The organism is Pseudomonas furukawaii, assembly GCF_002355475.1.
In the GTDB taxonomy this organism is placed as follows: domain Bacteria; phylum Pseudomonadota; class Gammaproteobacteria; order Pseudomonadales; family Pseudomonadaceae; genus Metapseudomonas; species Metapseudomonas furukawaii.
In genome coordinates this window covers 2,533,747-2,551,077 of record NZ_AP014862.1, presented here as the reverse complement: position 1 = coordinate 2,551,077, position 17,331 = coordinate 2,533,747, and the positions used below count along the sequence as shown (strand labels likewise).

The 17,331-nt window shown below is 67.3% G+C and carries 16 protein-coding genes; 6 read left to right on the top strand and 10 right to left on the bottom strand.

The features are described from left to right. Positions 1-24: 24 nt before the first annotated feature. Positions 25-771: a spermidine synthase gene (locus KF707C_RS11935; protein ID WP_003454356.1), complete on the bottom strand. Its 747-nt coding sequence runs from the start codon at positions 769-771 to the stop codon at positions 25-27. A 270-nt stretch (positions 772-1,041) separates the two neighbouring features. Between KF707C_RS11935 and KF707C_RS11930 the strand changes: the two genes are divergently transcribed. Continuing rightward, a complete protein-coding gene (locus tag KF707C_RS11930) occupies positions 1,042-2,391 on the top strand; it encodes a class II 3-deoxy-7-phosphoheptulonate synthase (protein ID WP_003454355.1) in 1,350 nt (449 codons plus the stop codon). A 93-nt stretch (positions 2,392-2,484) separates the two neighbouring features. Here KF707C_RS11930 and KF707C_RS11925 read toward each other — a convergent pair whose 3' ends face one another. From KF707C_RS11925 to KF707C_RS11915, 3 genes are all read right to left on the bottom strand, one after another. After that, positions 2,485-3,696 carry a winged helix-turn-helix domain-containing protein gene (locus KF707C_RS11925; RefSeq protein ID WP_003454354.1) on the bottom strand — a complete coding sequence of 404 codons (1,212 nt, stop codon included), beginning with the start codon at positions 3,694-3,696 and terminating at the stop codon, positions 2,485-2,487. A 42-nt stretch (positions 3,697-3,738) separates the two neighbouring features. Continuing rightward, on the bottom strand, positions 3,739-4,230 hold the full coding sequence (locus tag KF707C_RS11920) for a DUF3291 domain-containing protein (protein WP_003454353.1): 492 nt from the start codon (positions 4,228-4,230) through the stop codon (positions 3,739-3,741). A gap of 73 nt (positions 4,231-4,303) precedes the next feature. Beyond that, positions 4,304-4,543, bottom strand: a complete 240-nt coding sequence (locus tag KF707C_RS11915) for a DUF1127 domain-containing protein (RefSeq protein ID WP_036993448.1) — start codon at positions 4,541-4,543, stop codon at positions 4,304-4,306. A 97-nt stretch (positions 4,544-4,640) separates the two neighbouring features. Between KF707C_RS11915 and KF707C_RS11910 the strand changes: the two genes are divergently transcribed. Then, complete coding sequence (locus KF707C_RS11910; protein ID WP_003454351.1) at positions 4,641-5,492, top strand: LysR substrate-binding domain-containing protein; 852 nt, start codon at positions 4,641-4,643, stop codon at positions 5,490-5,492. A gap of 62 nt (positions 5,493-5,554) precedes the next feature. On the opposite strand, the gene KF707C_RS11905 is transcribed toward KF707C_RS11910, so the two are convergent. Next, positions 5,555-6,307 (bottom strand): sulfite exporter TauE/SafE family protein, encoded by a 753-nt coding sequence (locus tag KF707C_RS11905; RefSeq protein ID WP_003454350.1) that lies wholly within the window; start codon positions 6,305-6,307, stop codon positions 5,555-5,557. A 100-nt stretch (positions 6,308-6,407) separates the two neighbouring features. On the opposite strand from KF707C_RS11905, the gene KF707C_RS11900 reads away from it, so the two are divergent. The 3 genes from KF707C_RS11900 to KF707C_RS11890 all read left to right on the top strand — a co-directional run bounded on the left by KF707C_RS11900 (position 6,408) and on the right by KF707C_RS11890 (position 9,070). Continuing rightward, a complete protein-coding gene (locus tag KF707C_RS11900) occupies positions 6,408-7,361 on the top strand; it encodes a LysR family transcriptional regulator (protein ID WP_003454349.1) in 954 nt (317 codons plus the stop codon). 96 nt (positions 7,362-7,457) lie between these two features. Beyond that, on the top strand, positions 7,458-7,904 hold the full coding sequence (locus KF707C_RS11895; RefSeq protein WP_003454347.1) for a MarR family winged helix-turn-helix transcriptional regulator: 447 nt from the start codon (positions 7,458-7,460) through the stop codon (positions 7,902-7,904). 146 nt (positions 7,905-8,050) lie between these two features. Further along, complete coding sequence (locus tag KF707C_RS11890) at positions 8,051-9,070, top strand: alpha/beta hydrolase (protein ID WP_003454345.1); 1,020 nt, start codon at positions 8,051-8,053, stop codon at positions 9,068-9,070. Between the two features lie 63 nt (positions 9,071-9,133). Here KF707C_RS11890 and efp read toward each other — a convergent pair whose 3' ends face one another. The 5 genes from efp to KF707C_RS11865 form a co-directional block, all read right to left on the bottom strand. Further along, a complete protein-coding gene (efp, locus tag KF707C_RS11885) occupies positions 9,134-9,700 on the bottom strand; it encodes an elongation factor P (protein ID WP_003454343.1) in 567 nt (188 codons plus the stop codon). A 43-nt stretch (positions 9,701-9,743) separates the two neighbouring features. Next, entirely contained in the window at positions 9,744-10,871 is a 1,128-nt protein-coding gene (gene earP, locus KF707C_RS11880) for an elongation factor P maturation arginine rhamnosyltransferase EarP (protein ID WP_003454340.1), read from the bottom strand. A gap of 111 nt (positions 10,872-10,982) precedes the next feature. Then, on the bottom strand, positions 10,983-12,107 hold the full coding sequence (locus KF707C_RS11875) for an ABC transporter permease (RefSeq protein WP_003454339.1): 1,125 nt from the start codon (positions 12,105-12,107) through the stop codon (positions 10,983-10,985). A gap of 3 nt (positions 12,108-12,110) precedes the next feature. Next, entirely contained in the window at positions 12,111-14,852 is a 2,742-nt protein-coding gene (gene rbbA, locus KF707C_RS11870) for a ribosome-associated ATPase/putative transporter RbbA (RefSeq protein ID WP_003454335.1), read from the bottom strand. Continuing rightward, complete coding sequence (locus KF707C_RS11865; protein ID WP_003454333.1) at positions 14,849-15,916, bottom strand: HlyD family secretion protein; 1,068 nt, start codon at positions 15,914-15,916, stop codon at positions 14,849-14,851. Before KF707C_RS11865 ends, rbbA begins: the two co-directional genes overlap by 4 nt. 260 nt (positions 15,917-16,176) lie before the next feature. Here KF707C_RS11865 and KF707C_RS11860 point away from each other — a divergent pair, with 260 nt between their 5' ends. Further along, entirely contained in the window at positions 16,177-17,331 is a 1,155-nt protein-coding gene (locus KF707C_RS11860; RefSeq protein WP_003454329.1) for an amine dehydrogenase large subunit, read from the top strand.

The following is a 17,331-nucleotide window of genomic DNA, read 5'->3' as shown; positions in this document are numbered from 1 at the left end:
CGAGGCGAGTCGTGGTGCGAGCGGCTAGCTGGCCGGCCGCATCACATCCAGCAGGGACTGCAACGAGTAGCCCAGCGAGGGCGCCAGTCGCTCGGCGCGGGCCTTCAGGGCGTCGACATCCAGTTCCTGATCCAGGTCGGCCGGGACGAAAAGCACCACATTGCCCTCCTTCACCGGGCACTCCCAGTAATGGCGGTGGAAGAGCCCGCGCAACAGCGCCGCGCCCAGGGGCTTGCCATCGTTCGCCGCCCACTGGTTGATCACCAGCCAGCCGCCGGGGTTGAGGTGACTCTGGCAGGCCTCCAGGAAACGCCAGGCCAGGTGCCCAACGCCCGGCCCCTGGTCGGTGTAGAGGTCGACGAAGATCAGGTCCGCACGCTCGGCGCTTTCCAGCAGCTCCAGCGCATCGCCGATCCGCACGTACAGGCGCGGATCGTCCGTCAGCCCCATGTACTCCATGGCCAGGCGCGGCACATCGGGCCGCAGCTCGATCACCTCCACGTCATCCAGGGGCAGGAACTTCAGGCAGGCCTGGGTCAGGGTGCCGGCGCCCAACCCAAGGAAGAGCGCGCTTTCCGGCGCCTCGTGACAGAGGGCGCCCAGCAGCATCGCGCGGGTGTAGTCGTACTCCAGCCAGGCCGGGTCGGCGATGAAGACACAGCTCTGCTCCACCGCTTCGCCGAACTCCAGGATGCGGTAAGGCCCCACCTCGTAGACCCGGATCACCCCGAAATCATCATGCACTTCCGCGAGCAGGCGCTCCTCGGCCATCGCCACAACACTCCTTCCAGGCCGGCGCTGACATGTCGCACCGGCCCGGCGCCTGGTCGGCGCCTATTGCCATTGAAGCCGGAGCCGGGGCACCCGGCATATTCCGAACCACGCGCCGCGAGGCGCAAAAACCGCACAAGGATAACAGCGCCGAGGCCGAACCCGGCATACACGCGTCGGCGCGCCCCCCAGGTTCCCGCGCGGCCCTGATGCCACGCCCGGGCTTTCGGTTAACATGGCGATCTCCCCACCGATCCCACCGAGACACCAATGAGCAGCCAAGCATGGAGTCCTGACAGCTGGCGGGCGCGCCCCATCCAGCAACAGCCCGAGTACCCGGACGCCGCCCGACTGGAGCACGTCGAGCAGACCCTGGCGAGCTATCCGCCCCTGGTCTTTGCCGGCGAGGCCCGTGAACTGCGCCGCCAGTTCGCCGAAGTGACCGAAGGCCGCGCCTTCCTGCTCCAGGGCGGCGACTGCGCGGAAAGCTTTGCCGAATTCTCCGCCGCGAAGATCCGCGACACCTTCAAGGTGCTCCTGCAGATGGCCATCGTCATGACCTTCGCCGCCGGCTGTCCCGTGGTGAAGGTGGGTCGCATGGCCGGCCAGTTCGCCAAGCCGCGCTCCTCCGGCAACGAGACCCAGGGCGACATCACCCTGCCGGCGTACCGTGGCGACATCGTCAATGGCATCGGTTTCGACGCCGCCAGCCGCATCCCCGATCCGGAGCGCCTGCTGCAGGCCTACCACCAGGCCACGGCCACCCTCAACCTGCTACGTGCCTTCGCCCAGGGCGGCTTCGCCGACGTGCACCAGGTGCATCAGTGGAACCTGGACTTCATCGCCAACTCCGCCCTGGCCGAACGCTACAGCCAGTTGGCCGACCGCATCGACGAGACCCTCGCCTTCATGCGCGCCTGCGGCCTGGACAGCGCGCCGCAACTGCGTGAAGCCAGCTTCTTCACCGCCCACGAAGCCCTGCTGCTGAATTACGAAGAAGCCTTCGTCCGCCGCGACAGCCTCTCCGGCGGCTGGTACGACTGCTCCGCCCACATGCTCTGGATCGGCGACCGCACTCGCCAACTGGACGGCGCCCACGTGGAGTTCCTGCGCGGCGTCGGCAACCCCATCGGCGTCAAGGTGGGCCCGAGCATGGACAGCGACGAGCTGATCCGCCTGATCGACATCCTCAACCCGGACAACGACCCGGGGCGCCTCAACCTGATCGTGCGCATGGGCGCCGAGAAGGTGGGCGAGCACCTGCCCCGCCTCATCCGCACCGTCCAGAGTGAAGGCCGCAAGGTGCTGTGGAGTTCCGACCCCATGCACGGCAACACCATCAAGGCCTCCAGCGGCTACAAGACCCGCGATTTTGCCGCCATCCTCGGCGAGGTCCGGCAATTCTTCGACGTGCACCAGGCCGAAGGCAGCTATGCCGGCGGCATCCATATCGAGATGACCGGACAGAACGTCACCGAATGCATCGGCGGCGCCCGCCCCATCACCGAGGACGGCCTCTCGGACCGCTATCACACACACTGCGACCCGCGCCTGAACGCCGACCAGTCCCTGGAGCTGGCCTTCCTGATCGCCGAAACCCTGAAGCAGATCCGCCGCTGATCCCGCCTCGCCCCGCACCCTAGGGTGGCACCGAAGGATGCGGTTGAGCGCAGCGATACCCATCATTGAGCAGCCGCGACGTCGCAGCGGCCGTCAGCTCCCCGCCAGGCAGCCACGCAACCGCGCCGTGCCAGCGTTGCCGCAGGTCACCACCACCTCGCCCAGGCCAAGCCAGGCCGCCATGCTTTGCAGGTTGCCGGCCAGGGCCTGGATGCCGGCCTCGCTCAAGCCCTGCTGTTCCTCGTGCAGGGCATGCACCGCCAGGCGGTCCTGGGCGCGCTCGGCGCGCAGGTCGACCCGCGCCGCCAGGCGTTCGTCATGGAGGAACGGCAGCACGTAGTAGCCGTACTGGCGCTTGTGCCGGGGCGTGTAGATCTCCAGGCGATAACGGAAATCGAACAGCCGCTCGGTGCGCGCCCGCTCCCAGACCAGCGAATCGAAGGGCGACAGCAACGCGCTCGCCCGCACCTTGCGCGGCACCCGGACCTCGCCCGGGCAATAGGTCGCCTGCCGCCAGCCGTCCACCCGCACCGGCTGCAGGGCGCCCTCTTCCACCAGCTCCGCCAGGCGCGCACGGCAGTCGTCACTGTCCAGCCGGTAGTAGTCCCGCAGGTCGCGTTCGGTGGCAACGCCCAGCGCCTCGGCGGCACGCAGCAGCAGGCGGCGCTGGGCCTCGTCCTCGGGAAGGTCGGGCTGATCGAGAATCGCCGGGGGAATCACCCGCTCGGGCAGGTCGTAGAGCCGCTCGAAGCCGCGCCGCCCGGCCACGGTCACCTCGCCGGCGGCGAACAGCCATTCCAGCGCATGCTTCTCCGCGCTCCAGTCCCACCAGGGACCCGCGCGCTCCTCCCGGGTACTCAGGGCTCCAGCGCCCAGGGCGCCCTGTTCCCGAACCGCCCCCAGCACCCGCTGGATCACGTCCCGCCGTTCCTCGCCGAAGCGCGCCAACTGCTGGTAGATGCCCTGCCCCCTGGCGGCGCGGCGCATACGCCAGCGCATCAGTGGGTAGAGCTCCAGGGGCAGCAGCGAAGCCTCGTGCCCCCAGTACTCGAACAACGCCCGCCGCGCAGGACGCCCCCAGGCGAGATCGTCCAGCAGCTCACGGTCGTAATGCCCGAGCCGGGAGAACGCCGGCAGGTAGTGGGAACGCACCAGTGCATTCACGGAGTCGATCTGCACCACGCCAAGGGCCTGGACCTGGGCCAGCAACTGGCGATGGCGGATGGCCCCACGGGGCGCGCGGGCGAAGCCCTGGGCCGCCAGGGCCACGCGGCGGGCTTCGTTCAGCGAGAAGGTCAGCGTCATGGGCTCCGTGCCGTCGGTTGGGAAAGACGCTTCAAGGTAGCATCACTCGGCCCCGGTCTCCGCGAAGGTTGCAATGGGCCGCGCCTGGTCCGGGGCCAGGAAGCTCTGGCGAAAGGTAAAGGCCTCGGGGGTCGGCCCCCGCTCCCGCAGGTGCGCCAGTCGCCGCGCACCCTCCTCCATGCTCGGCCGGTGTCCCTCGGGCACCCACCAAAGCACCTGGTGCATGGCGGACAGGCGCTCGAACCACTCCCTGCGCCGGCGCAGCATCTGTGCATGATCGGAGCGGTAGGCGAAGTCGGTGAGACTGGCCACGTCGCGCCAGACCGAGAGGTTCACCAGCACTTCGGCGCCGAAGGGACGGATCGCGGTGGCATCGCCGGCCTCGTCCTGCAGGCGCCAGATGAAGCCCGGCGAGCGCTCGGCCAGGGCATTGATGGGTTCGAGGTTGGCCACGAAGTCGGCCATGACCGGCGACTCCAGGGGGGCCTTCATCGAAGCGATGTTCAGTTGGGCCAGTTCAAATCGGCTGGACATGGTTTCCTTCCTGTCAGTCCTGGATTGCAACGGCCCGCCCTGCGCTTCACCGGCGGCGGGCCGTGGTTCGGGGTCACTTCTTCAGCGGATCATCCCAGAAGGGGCGCTCGCTTTCCGTCACGGCATCGGCACGATTCAGGCCGATGTCCTTGAGCATGTCATCGCTCATGCTCGCCAGTTGATTGCGCTCACGCGCCAATTGCTCCCAACGGCGGATCTGCATCCAGATCCCGGTGAGCCAGCGTTCACGGCTCGAGGGGTTCTCGAAGCGGGGTTGTTGCAGAGTGCCGATAAAGCCACGTTGTCGTTTCATCATGTCGCCCTCCCAGTGGGGATGGCGCCAGTGTCCAACCAGGGCTAACATCAATCCAACGAATGTTTCTTATGCCATGCATCTCGGGATTTGATGAATGAACTACCCCGCCATCGACACCGAACTCCTGCGCACCTTCGTCGCCATCGCCGACTACGGCGGCTTCACCCGCGCGGCTGAAGTGGTCAACCGCACCCAGTCGGCGGTCAGCATGCAGATGAAGCGGCTGGAAGAGGACGTGCTGCAGCGCGCGGTGTTCGAGCGGGACGGCCGCCAGGTGCGACTGACGGCCGAAGGGCAGATCCTGCTGGGCTATGCGCGGCGCATCCTCAAGCTCCACGGCGAGGTGATGAACACCCTGCGCCAGCCGCACATGGTCGGCTCGGTGCGGATCGGCACCCCGGACGACTACGTGATGCGCTTCCTGCCGGGGATCCTCTCGCGCTTCGCCCAGGCCTATCCGCTGGTGCAGGTGGAGGTGCACTGCGAGTCCAGCGCGCAGTTGCTGCAGCGCCAGGACCTCGACCTGTCCATCGTCACCCGCAAGCCCGGGCACGACATCGGCGAACTGCTGCGACAGGAGCGCTTCGTCTGGGCCGAAGCCATCGGCTTCAGCCCCCACGAACAGACACCCCTGCCCCTGGCCATGTTCAACAGCGACTGTTTCTGCCGTGCCTGGGCCTGCAACGCCCTGGACGCCATGGGGCGCCAGTACCGCGTCGCCTACACCAGCCCCAGCCTCTCGGCCATCATGGCCGTGGTCAGCGCCGGGCTGGCGGTGACCGCGCAATTGCAGAGCCTGATCACCCCCGACATGCGGGTGCTGGGCGAAGAGGACGGACTGCCGCAACTGCCGCTGGCCAACATCATGCTGCTGCGCAACGAGCGGAGTAAGTCGCCGGTGACCGAGACCCTCGCCGAACACATCATCGAGGGTTTCCGCATCTGAGATCCTCGTGAGAATGGCCCCGAATCGTCACCCGCAGGGCCACACTCCGGCGGGCCAGTGGCTCACCTGAACGCCAGCATCACCGCGCACAGCAGCAGGAAGGCGCAGAACAGCCCGCGCAGCACCCGCTCCGGCAGGGCATGGGCCAGGCGCACACCCCAACTGATACTCAGCAGGCCGCCGATGGCGAGCGGCAGGCCCATGGCCCAGTCCACGTGCTGGTGCAGGCCGTAGGTGGCCAGGGTCACGGCGGTACTGGGCGCCGCCAACGCCAGGGACAGGCCCTGGGCCACCACCTGGGTGGTCCCGAAGACGCTGGTCAGCACCGGCGTCGCGATCACCGCACCGCCCACGCCGAACAGGCCGCCCGCCGCCCCCGCCACGCCGCCCAGTACGCCCAGCCAGGGCCAGGGATGGCGAAGTTCGCCGCTGGCCCGGGCAGCGGCCATGAACATCCGCGCCAGGTTGTAGGCCGCCAGCGCCAGCAGGAAGCCGACGAAGGCCAGGCGCATGCGCTCGGCATCCACCTGGACCGCGAACAACGAGGCCAGCCAGGCGCAGCCGAGGCTGGTGGTCGCCAGCAACAAGGCATGGCGGTGATCGATCCGGTTGCGCTGGTGGTAGCGCCACAGCGCCAGCAGCACGTTGGGCACCACCATCACCAGGGCGGTGCCCTGGGCCAACTGCTGGTCCAGGCCGAACAGCAGGCCCAATGCGGGAATCGCGATCAGGCCGCCACCGATGCCGAAGAGGCCGCCCAGGGTACCCAGAGCCGCCCCCAGCACGACGTTCAACGCAAAAGACAACGGATCCATAAGGCCTCCAGTGGGGATGAGCGCATGCTACGCGCCCGCGCTTGTCGCGGAAACGCACAGCGACGCACAATGGCTATGCGAAACTCGCATAGGCAGCGTCATGAATCCTGATGTCCTCACCCAGCAACTCGACCTCTTCCTCGACGTCCTCGACTCCGGCAGCTTCTCTGCCGCAGCGCGTCGCCATCCCCTCACCCCCTCCGCCGTGGCCCGACGCATCGACGCGCTGGAGAAGGCACTGGGCACCAACCTATTCGTGCGCAGCACCCATGCGGTAAAAGCCACGCCCGCCGGCCTGGCCTTTGCCGAACGGGCCAAACGGGTGCTCGCCGAGCTTCGCCTCGCCCGCGCCGAAGCGGTGTCCCTCAGCAGCGCACCGGAAGGCCTGATCCGCATCGATGCGCCCGCCCCCTTCGGTCGCCGCCATCTGGCCCCGGCCATAGCCGAATTCCTCAGCGCCTACCCGGGTGTGGACGTGCAACTGCGGCTCATCGACAGCTTCATCGACCTGGAAGGCGGCAACCTCGGCCAAGTGGACCTGGTGCTGCGCATCGGTCCGCTGGCCGACACACGCCTGGTGGCCACGCCCCTGGCGCCGATGGTACGGGTGCTCTGCGCCAGCCCGGACTACCTGCGACGCCGAGGCGTTCCGCGCCACCCCCGGGAACTGACCGACCACGAAGGCCTGGACTGGGACGCCCTGGCACCGCCCTATGCCTGGCGCTTCGAAGTGGACGGCAAGCTCCAGCACATCCGTCCCGGTCGTCTGCGCATGACCGCCAACAACGCGGAGGCGCTGCTCTTCAGCGCCCTGGGCGGGCTGGGCATCGCCCATCTGCCCACCTGGCTCATCAGCGAGTACCTGGTTCGGGGCGAACTGGTGCCATTGTTCTGCGAGGGGGGCCTGCCCGCACCCGAGCCCAGTGGCATCTATGCGTTGCGTCTGGAAGGCGAAGCCAGCTCACGCAGCCGGCTGCTGCTGGAGTTCCTCAGGAACCGCTTCGGTCCGGTACCACCCTGGGACCTGGCCCTGTCCGACCTGGGGCGTGCCTGATGGACGCGGGCTCTCAGCGCCCTTCGCGGGATTAATTTTGCCCGCGAAAGGCTTGCGCGCTAAATTAGACCCATCCAACGCCTCCGGAGATCCGCCATGTCCATCCAACCCTGCAAGGAGCTGATGCTGGACAACCAGCTCTGCTTCGCCCTCTATTCCACCTCCCTGCTGATGACCAAGGTCTACAAGCCGCTGCTCCAGGAGCTCGGCCTGACCTACCCGCAGTACCTGGCGATGATGGTGCTCTGGGAGGGCGACGGTATCACCGTGGGCGAGATCAGCAGCCGCCTGCTGACCGACCCCGGCTCGCTCACCCCGCTGCTCAAGCGCCTGGAAGCGGAAGGCCTGATCACCCGCACCCGCAGCGCCAAGGACGAACGCGTGGTGGAACTGCGCCTCACCGAGCAAGGGCGCGCCCTTCATGAGCGGGCCAAGACCGTCCCCGCCTGCATCCTCGCCGCCACCGAACTCGCCCCGGAGCAACTGGGCAGACTTCGCGACGAACTCGTCGCCCTGCGCGGGAACCTGGACAAGGCCGTCTGACGGCCTTATTCCAACGTCAGCGGGCCTTTATTCCAAAAACATCCAATAATTATCTTGCGCACAAAATAAAACACCGCTAATTTTCATCTCACGCACTTACTTAGCGCGCAAGTTTTTAGCCAGCAAACCAAGCCGAGGAATACGCCATGAAATCGATCAGCACCCTTGTCACCAGCAGCCTGCTCGCACTCTCCGTCGGCCACGCCTTCGCCGCCGGCAGCCCGGGCGTGGAACACAACACCCAGGCCTTCCTGGAAGCCCTCGCCGCTGGTGGTGGCAAGCCCCTGGAAACCCTGTCGCCGAAGGACGCCCGTGCGGTACTGAGCGGTGCCCAGGCCAGCGTGAAACTGGAACTGCCCAAGGCCGAGGTGAGCCAGAAACGCATCCAGGCCGACGGCCAGCCGATCGACCTGACCATCGTTCGCCCCGCCGGCGTCAAGGGCACCCTGCCGGTGTTCATGTTCTTCCACGGCGGCGGCTGGGTGCTGGGCGACTTCCCCACCCACGAGCGCCTGATCCGCGACCTGGTGGCCAACTCCGGAGCCGTGGCGGTCTACGTCGACTACACACCCTCCCCCGAAGCCCGGTACCCGACGGCCATCAACCAGGCCTACGCCGCCACCAAGTGGGTGGCCGAGCATGGCAAGGAGATCGGCGTCGACGGAACGCGCCTGGCGGTCGCGGGCAACAGCGTCGGCGGCAACATGGCCGCAGTGGTCAGCCTGATGGCCAAGGACAAGGGCACGCCGAAGATCCGCTTCCAGGCGCTGCTCTGGCCGGTGACCGACGCGAACTTCAACAACGCGTCCTACAACCAGTTCGAGGACGGCCACTTCCTGACCCGCAACATGATGAAGTGGTTCTGGGACAGCTACACCACCGACCCGCGCCAGCGCGCCGAGATCTACGCCGCGCCGCTGCAGGCCACCACCGAGCAGCTGAAGGGCCTGCCGCCGGCGCTGGTGCAGACCGCCGAGTTCGACGTGCTGCGTGACGAGGGCGAGTCCTACGCTCGCAAACTGGACGCCGCTGGCGTCGAGGTGACCGCCGTTCGTTACAACGGCATGATCCACGACTTCGGCCTGCTCAACGTCCTGGCCAAGGTCCCGGGCACCCGCGCCGCCATGCAACAGGCTGGCGAGGCGCTGAAAGATCACCTGAAGTAAGACGGCGGAAACAAAAAAGCCCCGGCATCTGCCGGGGCTTTTTCAGGTCTCGCGAAAGAAGGATCAGGCCTTCACGCGGGACTTGTACTCGCCGGTGCGGGTATCGATCTCGATGGAGTCGCCGATTTCGCAGAAGGCGGAAACCTGCAGCTCGGAGCCGTTGTGCAGACGAGCGGTCTTCATCACCTTGCCGGAAGTGTCGCCACGAACGGACGGCTCGGTGTAGGCGATTTCGCGAACGATGGTGGTCGGCAGTTCGACGGAGATCACGCGATCGTTGTAGAACACGGCTTCGCAGACGTCGGTCATGCCGTCTTCGATGAAGGCCATGACGCCTTCCAGGTCGGCCTTCTCGATCTCGTACTGGTTGAACTCGGTGTCCATGAACACGTACAGCGGATCGGCGAAGTAGGAGTAGGTCACTTCCTTGCGTTCAAGGATGATCGGCTCCAGCTTGTCGTCGGCCTTGAACACGGTCTCGGTGCCGGCGCCGGTCAGCAGGTTCTTCAGCTTCATCTTGACGACGGCGCTGTTACGGCCGGACTTGTTGAATTCGGCCTTTTGGATGACCCAGGGAGCGCCATTGATGTTGGCGACTTGGCCGGCGCGGAACTCTTGAGCGGTTTTCATACGAATATCCGATGTGGATGGGTGACAAAAAACAGGCCGCGTATCATAGCGGTTTTGTACAAAACTGCACCAGACCTGTCGCGAGATCGGTCAATCGGGCCTGCTCGCGGCACCAGGCTGACGCATGGGCCTGCAACTCGAGCCAACAGCCTAACAGGCCATTCCAGGCCTCGCCCATCCCGTCGCCCCGGTTCCAGGCCCGCCAGCCGAGCGCCAGCGCCTCCGCCGCCTCGGGGGACAACCCCCGGCAATAGAGCGCGAGGAAGGCTTCCAGCTTGTCCCAATGGGCGCCCTCCTCCTGCTGGTAGATGTGCCAGAGAAACGGCCGGCCGGCCCACTGGGCGCGAACGAAGGAGTCCTCGCCACGAATGGCGTTGAAGTCGCAGCACCAGAGCAGGCGGTCATAGTCCTCCTGGCTGACGAACGGCAGCACCTGGATCGCCAGGTTGCCCCGGCGGAATCCCTCACCCGCCGCCAGGTCTTCCCGCCCCAGCCAGCGCCCCACATCCCCCAGCACCCGCCCCACCGGCACCAGCAGGTGCACCGGCCTCGATCCGGCCTCCAGTGCATCGAGCCAGCCGGCCAGGGCGGCGTTCTCATAGGCGAACAGGGACACCAGCAGTGCATCCGGCTCCGGCATCACCCCGAGGCCCGCGAGGAAGGCGCGACGCGCCCCGGCATCGCCCTGAAAGGCGTCGCGACGCTCCATCAGGCCGCTCTCCCGCAACACACCGCCGGCCCCCGCGACGAAACCGGGGAAGTAGAACGCCTTCTGCAGGCCATTGGGCTGGAAGGATGGCAAGCCGTGGCAACCGGTGATCCAGTCCTCCGCGCTCAGGTACTCCAGGTTCAACCAGCGCGGCGCCGGCGAGCGGGTCGCCATCGCCTGCAGATAGAGGGCCGGCAACTGGCAGGCGAAGGCCTCCACCACCACGTCGGCGACCTCCACCGGCGGCCAGTCCCGACGCCAGTGGCGAACTTCCACGCCACGCTGCCACTGGCACTCGGCAAGTGGATCCGCCCCTGGGCAGAGCGGCGCGAACACCGCCGGCTCGTCCACCCAGAGACGCACGTCCTGGCCATGCTCGGCCACCAGTTGCCGAGCCAGGCGCCAGGTCACGCCGATATCGCCGTAGTTGTCGACGACGTTGCAGAAAATGTCCCACTTCACGAGGCGGCTTCCGGGAAAAAAACGAATTGTATCTGGCCCATCGCTGCACCAGATACGTTGGGCCGCGTTTCCCGCTGGCGGGCACCGGCGGGTCGCCGCCCCACTGCCACCCTACGCCATCTGCGCGATGGTCTTGCGGAACCGGGACAGCGCCGCCGCGAAAAAGGCCGCACCGATGGCGATGATGGCCAGCAGCTGCGGCCAGACGATCTCCAGCCCTGCGCCGCGATAGAGGATGGCCTGGGCCAGGGCGACGAAATGGGTGGTGGGAGCCACCAGCATGATCTGCTGCACCAGCTCCGGCATGCTCTCCCGGGGCGTGGTGCCGCCGGAGAGGATCTGCAGCGGTATCAGCACCAGGATGGTCAACAGCCCCAGCTGTGGCATGGAGCGCGCCAGGGTGCCAAGGAATATCCCCATGGACGTGGTGGCGAACAGGTGCAGCGCCGCCGCCAGCATGAACAGGCCGACGGACCCGCTGATGGGTACCGCCAGCCAGCCCTGCACCACCAGCCTCAGCGACAAGGCCGTCGCCACCAGCACCACCAGCCCCATGGACCAGACCTTGGCCAGCATGATCTCGAAGGCGGTGAGCGGCATCACCAGCAGGTGCTCCACGGTTCCGTGCTCGCGCTCGCGGATCAGCGCCGCGCCGGTGAGGATGATGGACAGCATGGTGATCTGGTTGATCACCTCCATCACCCCGCCGAACCAGGCCTGGGTCAGGTTCGGGTTGAACAGCATGCGCGGCGCCAGCTCCGCCGGCAGCGGCGTATCGCCCCGGTAGCGCTGGACGAACTGCTGCACCTCGGTGCCGACGATGCTCTGGATATAGCCCGCGCCGCTGAAGGCCTGGCCCACCTGGGTCGCGTCCACGTTCAGCTGCAGCGCCGGGCTGCGGCCGGCCAGCAGGTCGCGCTGGAACTCCGGCGGGATATTCAGGGTGAAGGTGTAGAGACCGGTGTCCATGCCACGGTCCATCGCGGCCTGGTCGATCAGCGCGGGCGTCCGGAAGTAAGGCGGCTGGAAGGCGTCGATCAACTGGCTGGACAGCTGCGAACGGTCCTCGTCCACCACCGCGATGGGGGCGTTGTGGAGGGTTTCCGGCAGGCCGGTGGCGGAGCTGTAGACCCCCAGGCTGAAGGCCCAGGCGATCAGCAGCAGCATGGCGTAATCCCGCTGCAGGCTGCGGAACTCCTTGAGCCCCAGGTGAAAGATATTGACCAGTGAGCGCATGGCTCAGTCCTCCTGCTTCTTCAGCGCCAGCACGCTCAGCACCGTGAGCACCGGAATGGCCGCCAGCAGCGCGAGGAAGTACGGCGCGAGATCGGCAAAGCCCAGGGCCTTGGAGAACACCCCACGGCTGATGACCAGAAAATGCGAGGTGGGATAGAGCTTGCCCATCAGCGCGGCGGCGCCCTCCAGGGACGACACCGGGTGCACCAGCCCGGAGAACTGGATGGCCGGCACCATGGTGGCGATGGCCACGCCGAACACCGCGGCGATCTGGCTGCGCATGAAGGTGGACATCAGCAGGCCGATGCCGGTGGCCACGCAGACATAGAGCAGCGCCCCCACCAGCAGGGCCGCCAGGCTGCCCTTGAGCGGCACGCCGAACACCAGCACCGCCAGGGCCGCCATCAGCACGAAGTTGAACATCCCCATGCCCACATAGGGCAACTGCTTGCCCAGCAGGAACTCCAGCCGCGTCACCGGTGTGACGTAGAGGTTGGTGATGGACCCCAGTTCCTTCTCCCGCACCACGCCCAGGGCGGTGAGCATGGCCGGGATCATGATCAACAGCAGCGGGATCACCGCCGGCACCATGGCCTGGATGCTCTCCACGTCCGGGTTGTAGCGGTAGCGCAACTCGATGGTGGCGGCCGTTGGCAGCGCGACGCCGGTGGAGGTACGCGCCAGCTCCTTCAGGTAGTCGCTGTGCAACCCCTGCACATAGCCCTGCACGGTGCTGGCCCGGGTGGGCATTGCGGCGTCGATCCAGACGCCGATCTGCGGACTGGCGCCGCGCTTGAGGTCGCGGCCGAAACCCGCCGGGATTTCGATGGCGAGGCTGAGTTCGCCGCGGCGCATGCGCCTGTCCAGCTCCTCGTAGTCCCGGAGCGGCGGCCGCTCGATGAAATAGCGGGAGCCGGCGATGTTCAGCGCGTAGGTCTCGCTGCTGGTGGTCTGGTCGCGGTCTAGCACCGCGTAGGACAGGTCCTCCACGTCCAGGCTGATGCCGTAGCCGATGATGAACATCAGCAGCACCGTGCCGAGCAGCGCCAGGGTCAGGCGGATGGGGTCGCGGCGCAGCTCCATGGCTTCGCGGCGGGCATAGCTGAACATCCGCTGCGGGCTGAACTCCCGGCGCGGTGCCTCCGCCCGCTCACCGAACGCGGGTGGCGGCTTGGCGGGCGGCGGTGCCTGCGGAGGTTGGCCACCCTGCCCCGCCGCCTCCTCCAGGTAGAGGATGAAGGTGGCTTCCAGGCTGTCCTGGCCACGCTTGGCCATCAGGCCGGCCGGCGTGTCGCTGTCCAGCACCTTGCCGGCGTGCATCAGCGAGATGCGGTCGCAGCGTTCCGCCTCGTTCATGAAGTGGGTGGAAATGAAGATGGTCACCCCATCCCGGCGCGACAGTTCCACCATCAGCGCCCAGAAGCCGTCCCGCGCCACCGGGTCCACCCCCGAGGTGGGTTCGTCGAGGATGAGGATTTCCGGCCGATGGATCACCGCCACCGCCAGGGACAGGCGCTGGCGGATGCCCAGGGGCAGGCCGCCCGGCAGCTCATGCTGGACCTTCTGCAACTGGAAACGCTCCAGCATCTCGGCCACGCGCGGGCCGATCTCCGCCTCCGGCAGGTGGAAGAGTCGGGCGTGCAGGTCGAGGTTCTGCCGCACCGTCAGTTCCGAATAGAGGGAAAAGGCCTGGGACATGTAGCCCACCCGGCGGCGGGTCTCCAGATCGTTGGCGTCCACCGGTTGGCCGAACAGCGCGCAACGGCCCTCGCTGGCCGGCAACAGGCCGGTGAGCATCTTCATGGTGGTGGACTTGCCGCAACCATTGGAGCCGAGGAAGCCGAAGATCTCCCCACGTTCGATGCGGAAGCTCACATGATCCACGGCGACGAAATCGCCGAAGCGGCAGGTGAGCCCTTCCGCCTCGATGGCCACCTCGCCCTGGCCCGACGTGCGCGGGGGGATTACCAGCGCCTGGTGCTCCCGTCGCCTCGCCTCCGGCAGCAGCGCGACGAACGCCTCCTCCAGGCTCTGGCAGCCGGTGCGCTGGCGGATCTCCGCCGGGCTGCCGGTGGCCAGTACACGGCCCTCGTCCATGGCCACCAGCCAATCGAAGCGCTCGGCCTCCTCCATGTAGGCGGTCGCCACCACCACGCTCATGCCCGGTCGGCCGTCGCGGATGCGCTGGATCAGTTGCCAGAACTGGTTGCGCGACAGCGGATCGACGCCGGTGGTGGGCTCGTCGAGGATCAGCAGGTCCGGGTCGTGGATCAGCGCACAGCACAGCCCCAGCTTCTGCTTCATGCCGCCGGAGAGCTTGCCCGCCGGACGCTCGCGGAAGGGCTCCAGGCCGGTGCTCTGCAAGAGGTCGGCGATGCGCCGCTCGCGCTCCTCCCGTTCATGGCCGAACAGGCGACCGAAGAAATCGACGTTCTCGAACACCGACAGCGTCCGGTAGAGGTTCTTGCCCAGTCCCTGGGGCATGTAGGCGATGCGCTGGCAGATGGCGCTGCGGTGCGACGCTTCGCGCATGTCGCCGCCCAGCACCTCCAGGCGCCCCGCCTGCACCTTGCGAGCGCCGGCCAGCAGCGCCAGCAGGCTGGACTTGCCAACGCCGTCGGGACCGATCAGGCCCACCATTCGGCCGGCGGGCAGGTCCAGGGTCACGTCGGCCAGGGCGTGGACCTCCCGGTAGCGGAGACCGATGCCGTCCAGCCGCGCGATACAGCCTTGAGGGGCGCTCATTGCGGGACCTTCACATCCAGGTGTTCAGGCCATTGCGCCTCCCGATCCAGCTTCAGGTAAGCCATCCCGGGCACGCCCGTCTTCACCGCGGTCACGTACTTCTTCAGCAGCTCGGGGTCGATGCGCGCCTTCACGCGGAACATCAGCTTTTCCCGCTCGCTGGCGGTCTCCACCGTCTTCGGCGTGAACTGGGCGACGCTGGCGACGTAAGTGACCCTGGCCGGAATCACATACTGGGGCGCGGCATCCAGCACCAGGCGCACGTCCTGGCCAAGCACCACCCGCCCCGCCTGGTTCGCCGGCAGGAAGAAGGTCATGTAGACGTCCACCAGGTCCACCATGTTCAGCACCCGGCCACCGGCACCCAGCACTTCGCCGGGCTGGGCGATGCGGTACTGCACCCGCCCGGCGCGCGGCGCACGAAGCACGCTGTCGTCGATATCCGCCTCCAGGCGCACGGTGCTGGCGGTGGCCGCCTCGATGGCGGACTGGGCCTCGATCACCTGGGACCTGGCGGCCTCCACCCCGGCCTGGGCCGACAGCACCTGGGCGCGGGCCGCCGCCAGTGCCGCCTCAGCGCTCTGCTGCACCGCGCGGTCATCATCCAGCTGCTGCTGGGGCATGGCATTGCGAGCCACCAGGGTTCGGGTACGGGCGAAGCGCTTCTCGGCGGCGGTCAGCTCCGCCTGACGCTGCCTGACCACCGCCGCGGCGGTGACCTTCTCGCTCTCCCGCTGGGCCACCAGGGCCTGGGCCGTGAGCTTGGCGTTCTCCGCCCGCCGCACCTCGGCGCGGGCCTGGGCCAATTCGGCTTCCAGCACCTGGGTATCCATGCGCGCCAGCACCTGGCCCTGGGTGACGAAATCCCCCTCGTCGACGACGATTTCCGCCACGCGGCCGGCCATCCTGGTGGCCACGTCCACCTCGGTGGCCTCGATGCGCCCGTTGCCACTGGCGAAGCCCTCCCCCAGCCCTGAGGGCCTCAGCCCGTACCAGGCAGCGGCGGCGGCCGCCAGCAGAACGGCAAGGGCCCAGGTCAAGGTGCGTCCGTTTGGAAATTTCATCCGTCCTCCCGCTCAGTCCGTTGGCTCGTATGAATCTTCCGTATTCAAGCAGGAAGTCGCCTTGATACAGGTCACTCCCTGCCAGGTCTATGCTTTCTGCGGCGCTTCCAGCGGTTTGGCAGCCAGCCACAACCCGTGGCACGGGCACACAAGGGATTGGCACGGACAGCAAGTTCCCCTGCACTCCACAGGGGCAGACTAGGACTGCAGATTTCTGCCCGCACCCGCGATCCATTCCAATAATTCAGGGAGCCGCCCCTATGCGAATAACCAGGATCCTCGCCCACACCACGCTGGCACTGGGCGTCGCGCTCGCCGGCCTGGGCAACGCCAGCGCCGAGCTGCCGGCCGACCCTGGCATCGGCCAGACCACCTTGCCCTTCCCCCCGGAACCCCATCGCGCCTACGTCATCGACGTGGAGTTCGACAACTTCGTGACCGGCCGCGTGGTCGTGGTCGACCCGGAGAAGAAGAAGGTGCTCGGCATGGTCAGCACCGGCTTCGCCGCGCCCTCCACCCTGAGCCGCGACGGCAAGTACCTCTACTCCGCCGACCTGTTCTATTCCCGTGGCACCCGTGGCACCCGCACCGACGTGCTCACCGCCTGGAACACCAGCACCCTGTCCCCGGACTGGGAAGTGGTGATCCCCAGCAAGCGCGCCGAAGCCCTGACCCAGCGCTACTCCCTGGGTACCAGCAGCGACGACCGCTTCGTCTACGTCTTCAACTTCACCCCGTCCACCTCGGTGACCGTGGTGGACATCAAGGCCAAGGCCGTCGCCACCGAGATCGCCATCCCCGGCTGCGTGCTGAGCTACCCGGTGGGCAAGCGCGCCTTCGCCTCGCTCTGCGGCGACGGCAACCTGCAACTGGTGACCCTGAACGACGAAGGCAAGGAAATCGCCCGCAGCCACACCGCCTTCTTCGACCCCAACGCCGAGAAGCTGGTGGAGCGCGCCTACGCCGTGGGCGACACCTACTACTTCGTCACCACCACCGGCACCGTGCGCGGCGTGGACTTCTCCGGCAAGCAGCCGAAGCTCCTCCCGGCCTGGGAACTGGTGACCGACGCGGCCGACAAGAAGGCCGGCTGGGCCCCGGGCGGCTGGCAGCTGATCACCGTGGCGCCGAAGCTGAATCGCCTCTACGTGCTGATGCACGACGCCCACGAGCCGATGAAGTGGGAAGACCCGAGCCCCATCGTCTGGGTCTTCGACCTCAAGACCCGGAAGCGCATCGCCACCCTGGAAGCGCCGAATCCGATCTGGAGCCTGAACGCCACCCGCGACGACAACCCGCTGCTGCTGGGCACCAACATCGCCGGCGGCCTGGAAGTCTTCGACCTGAAGAGCGGCAAGCACACCGGCACCATGGAAGGCGTCCACAAGACCGCGACCCAGGTCCTCAGCCACTGA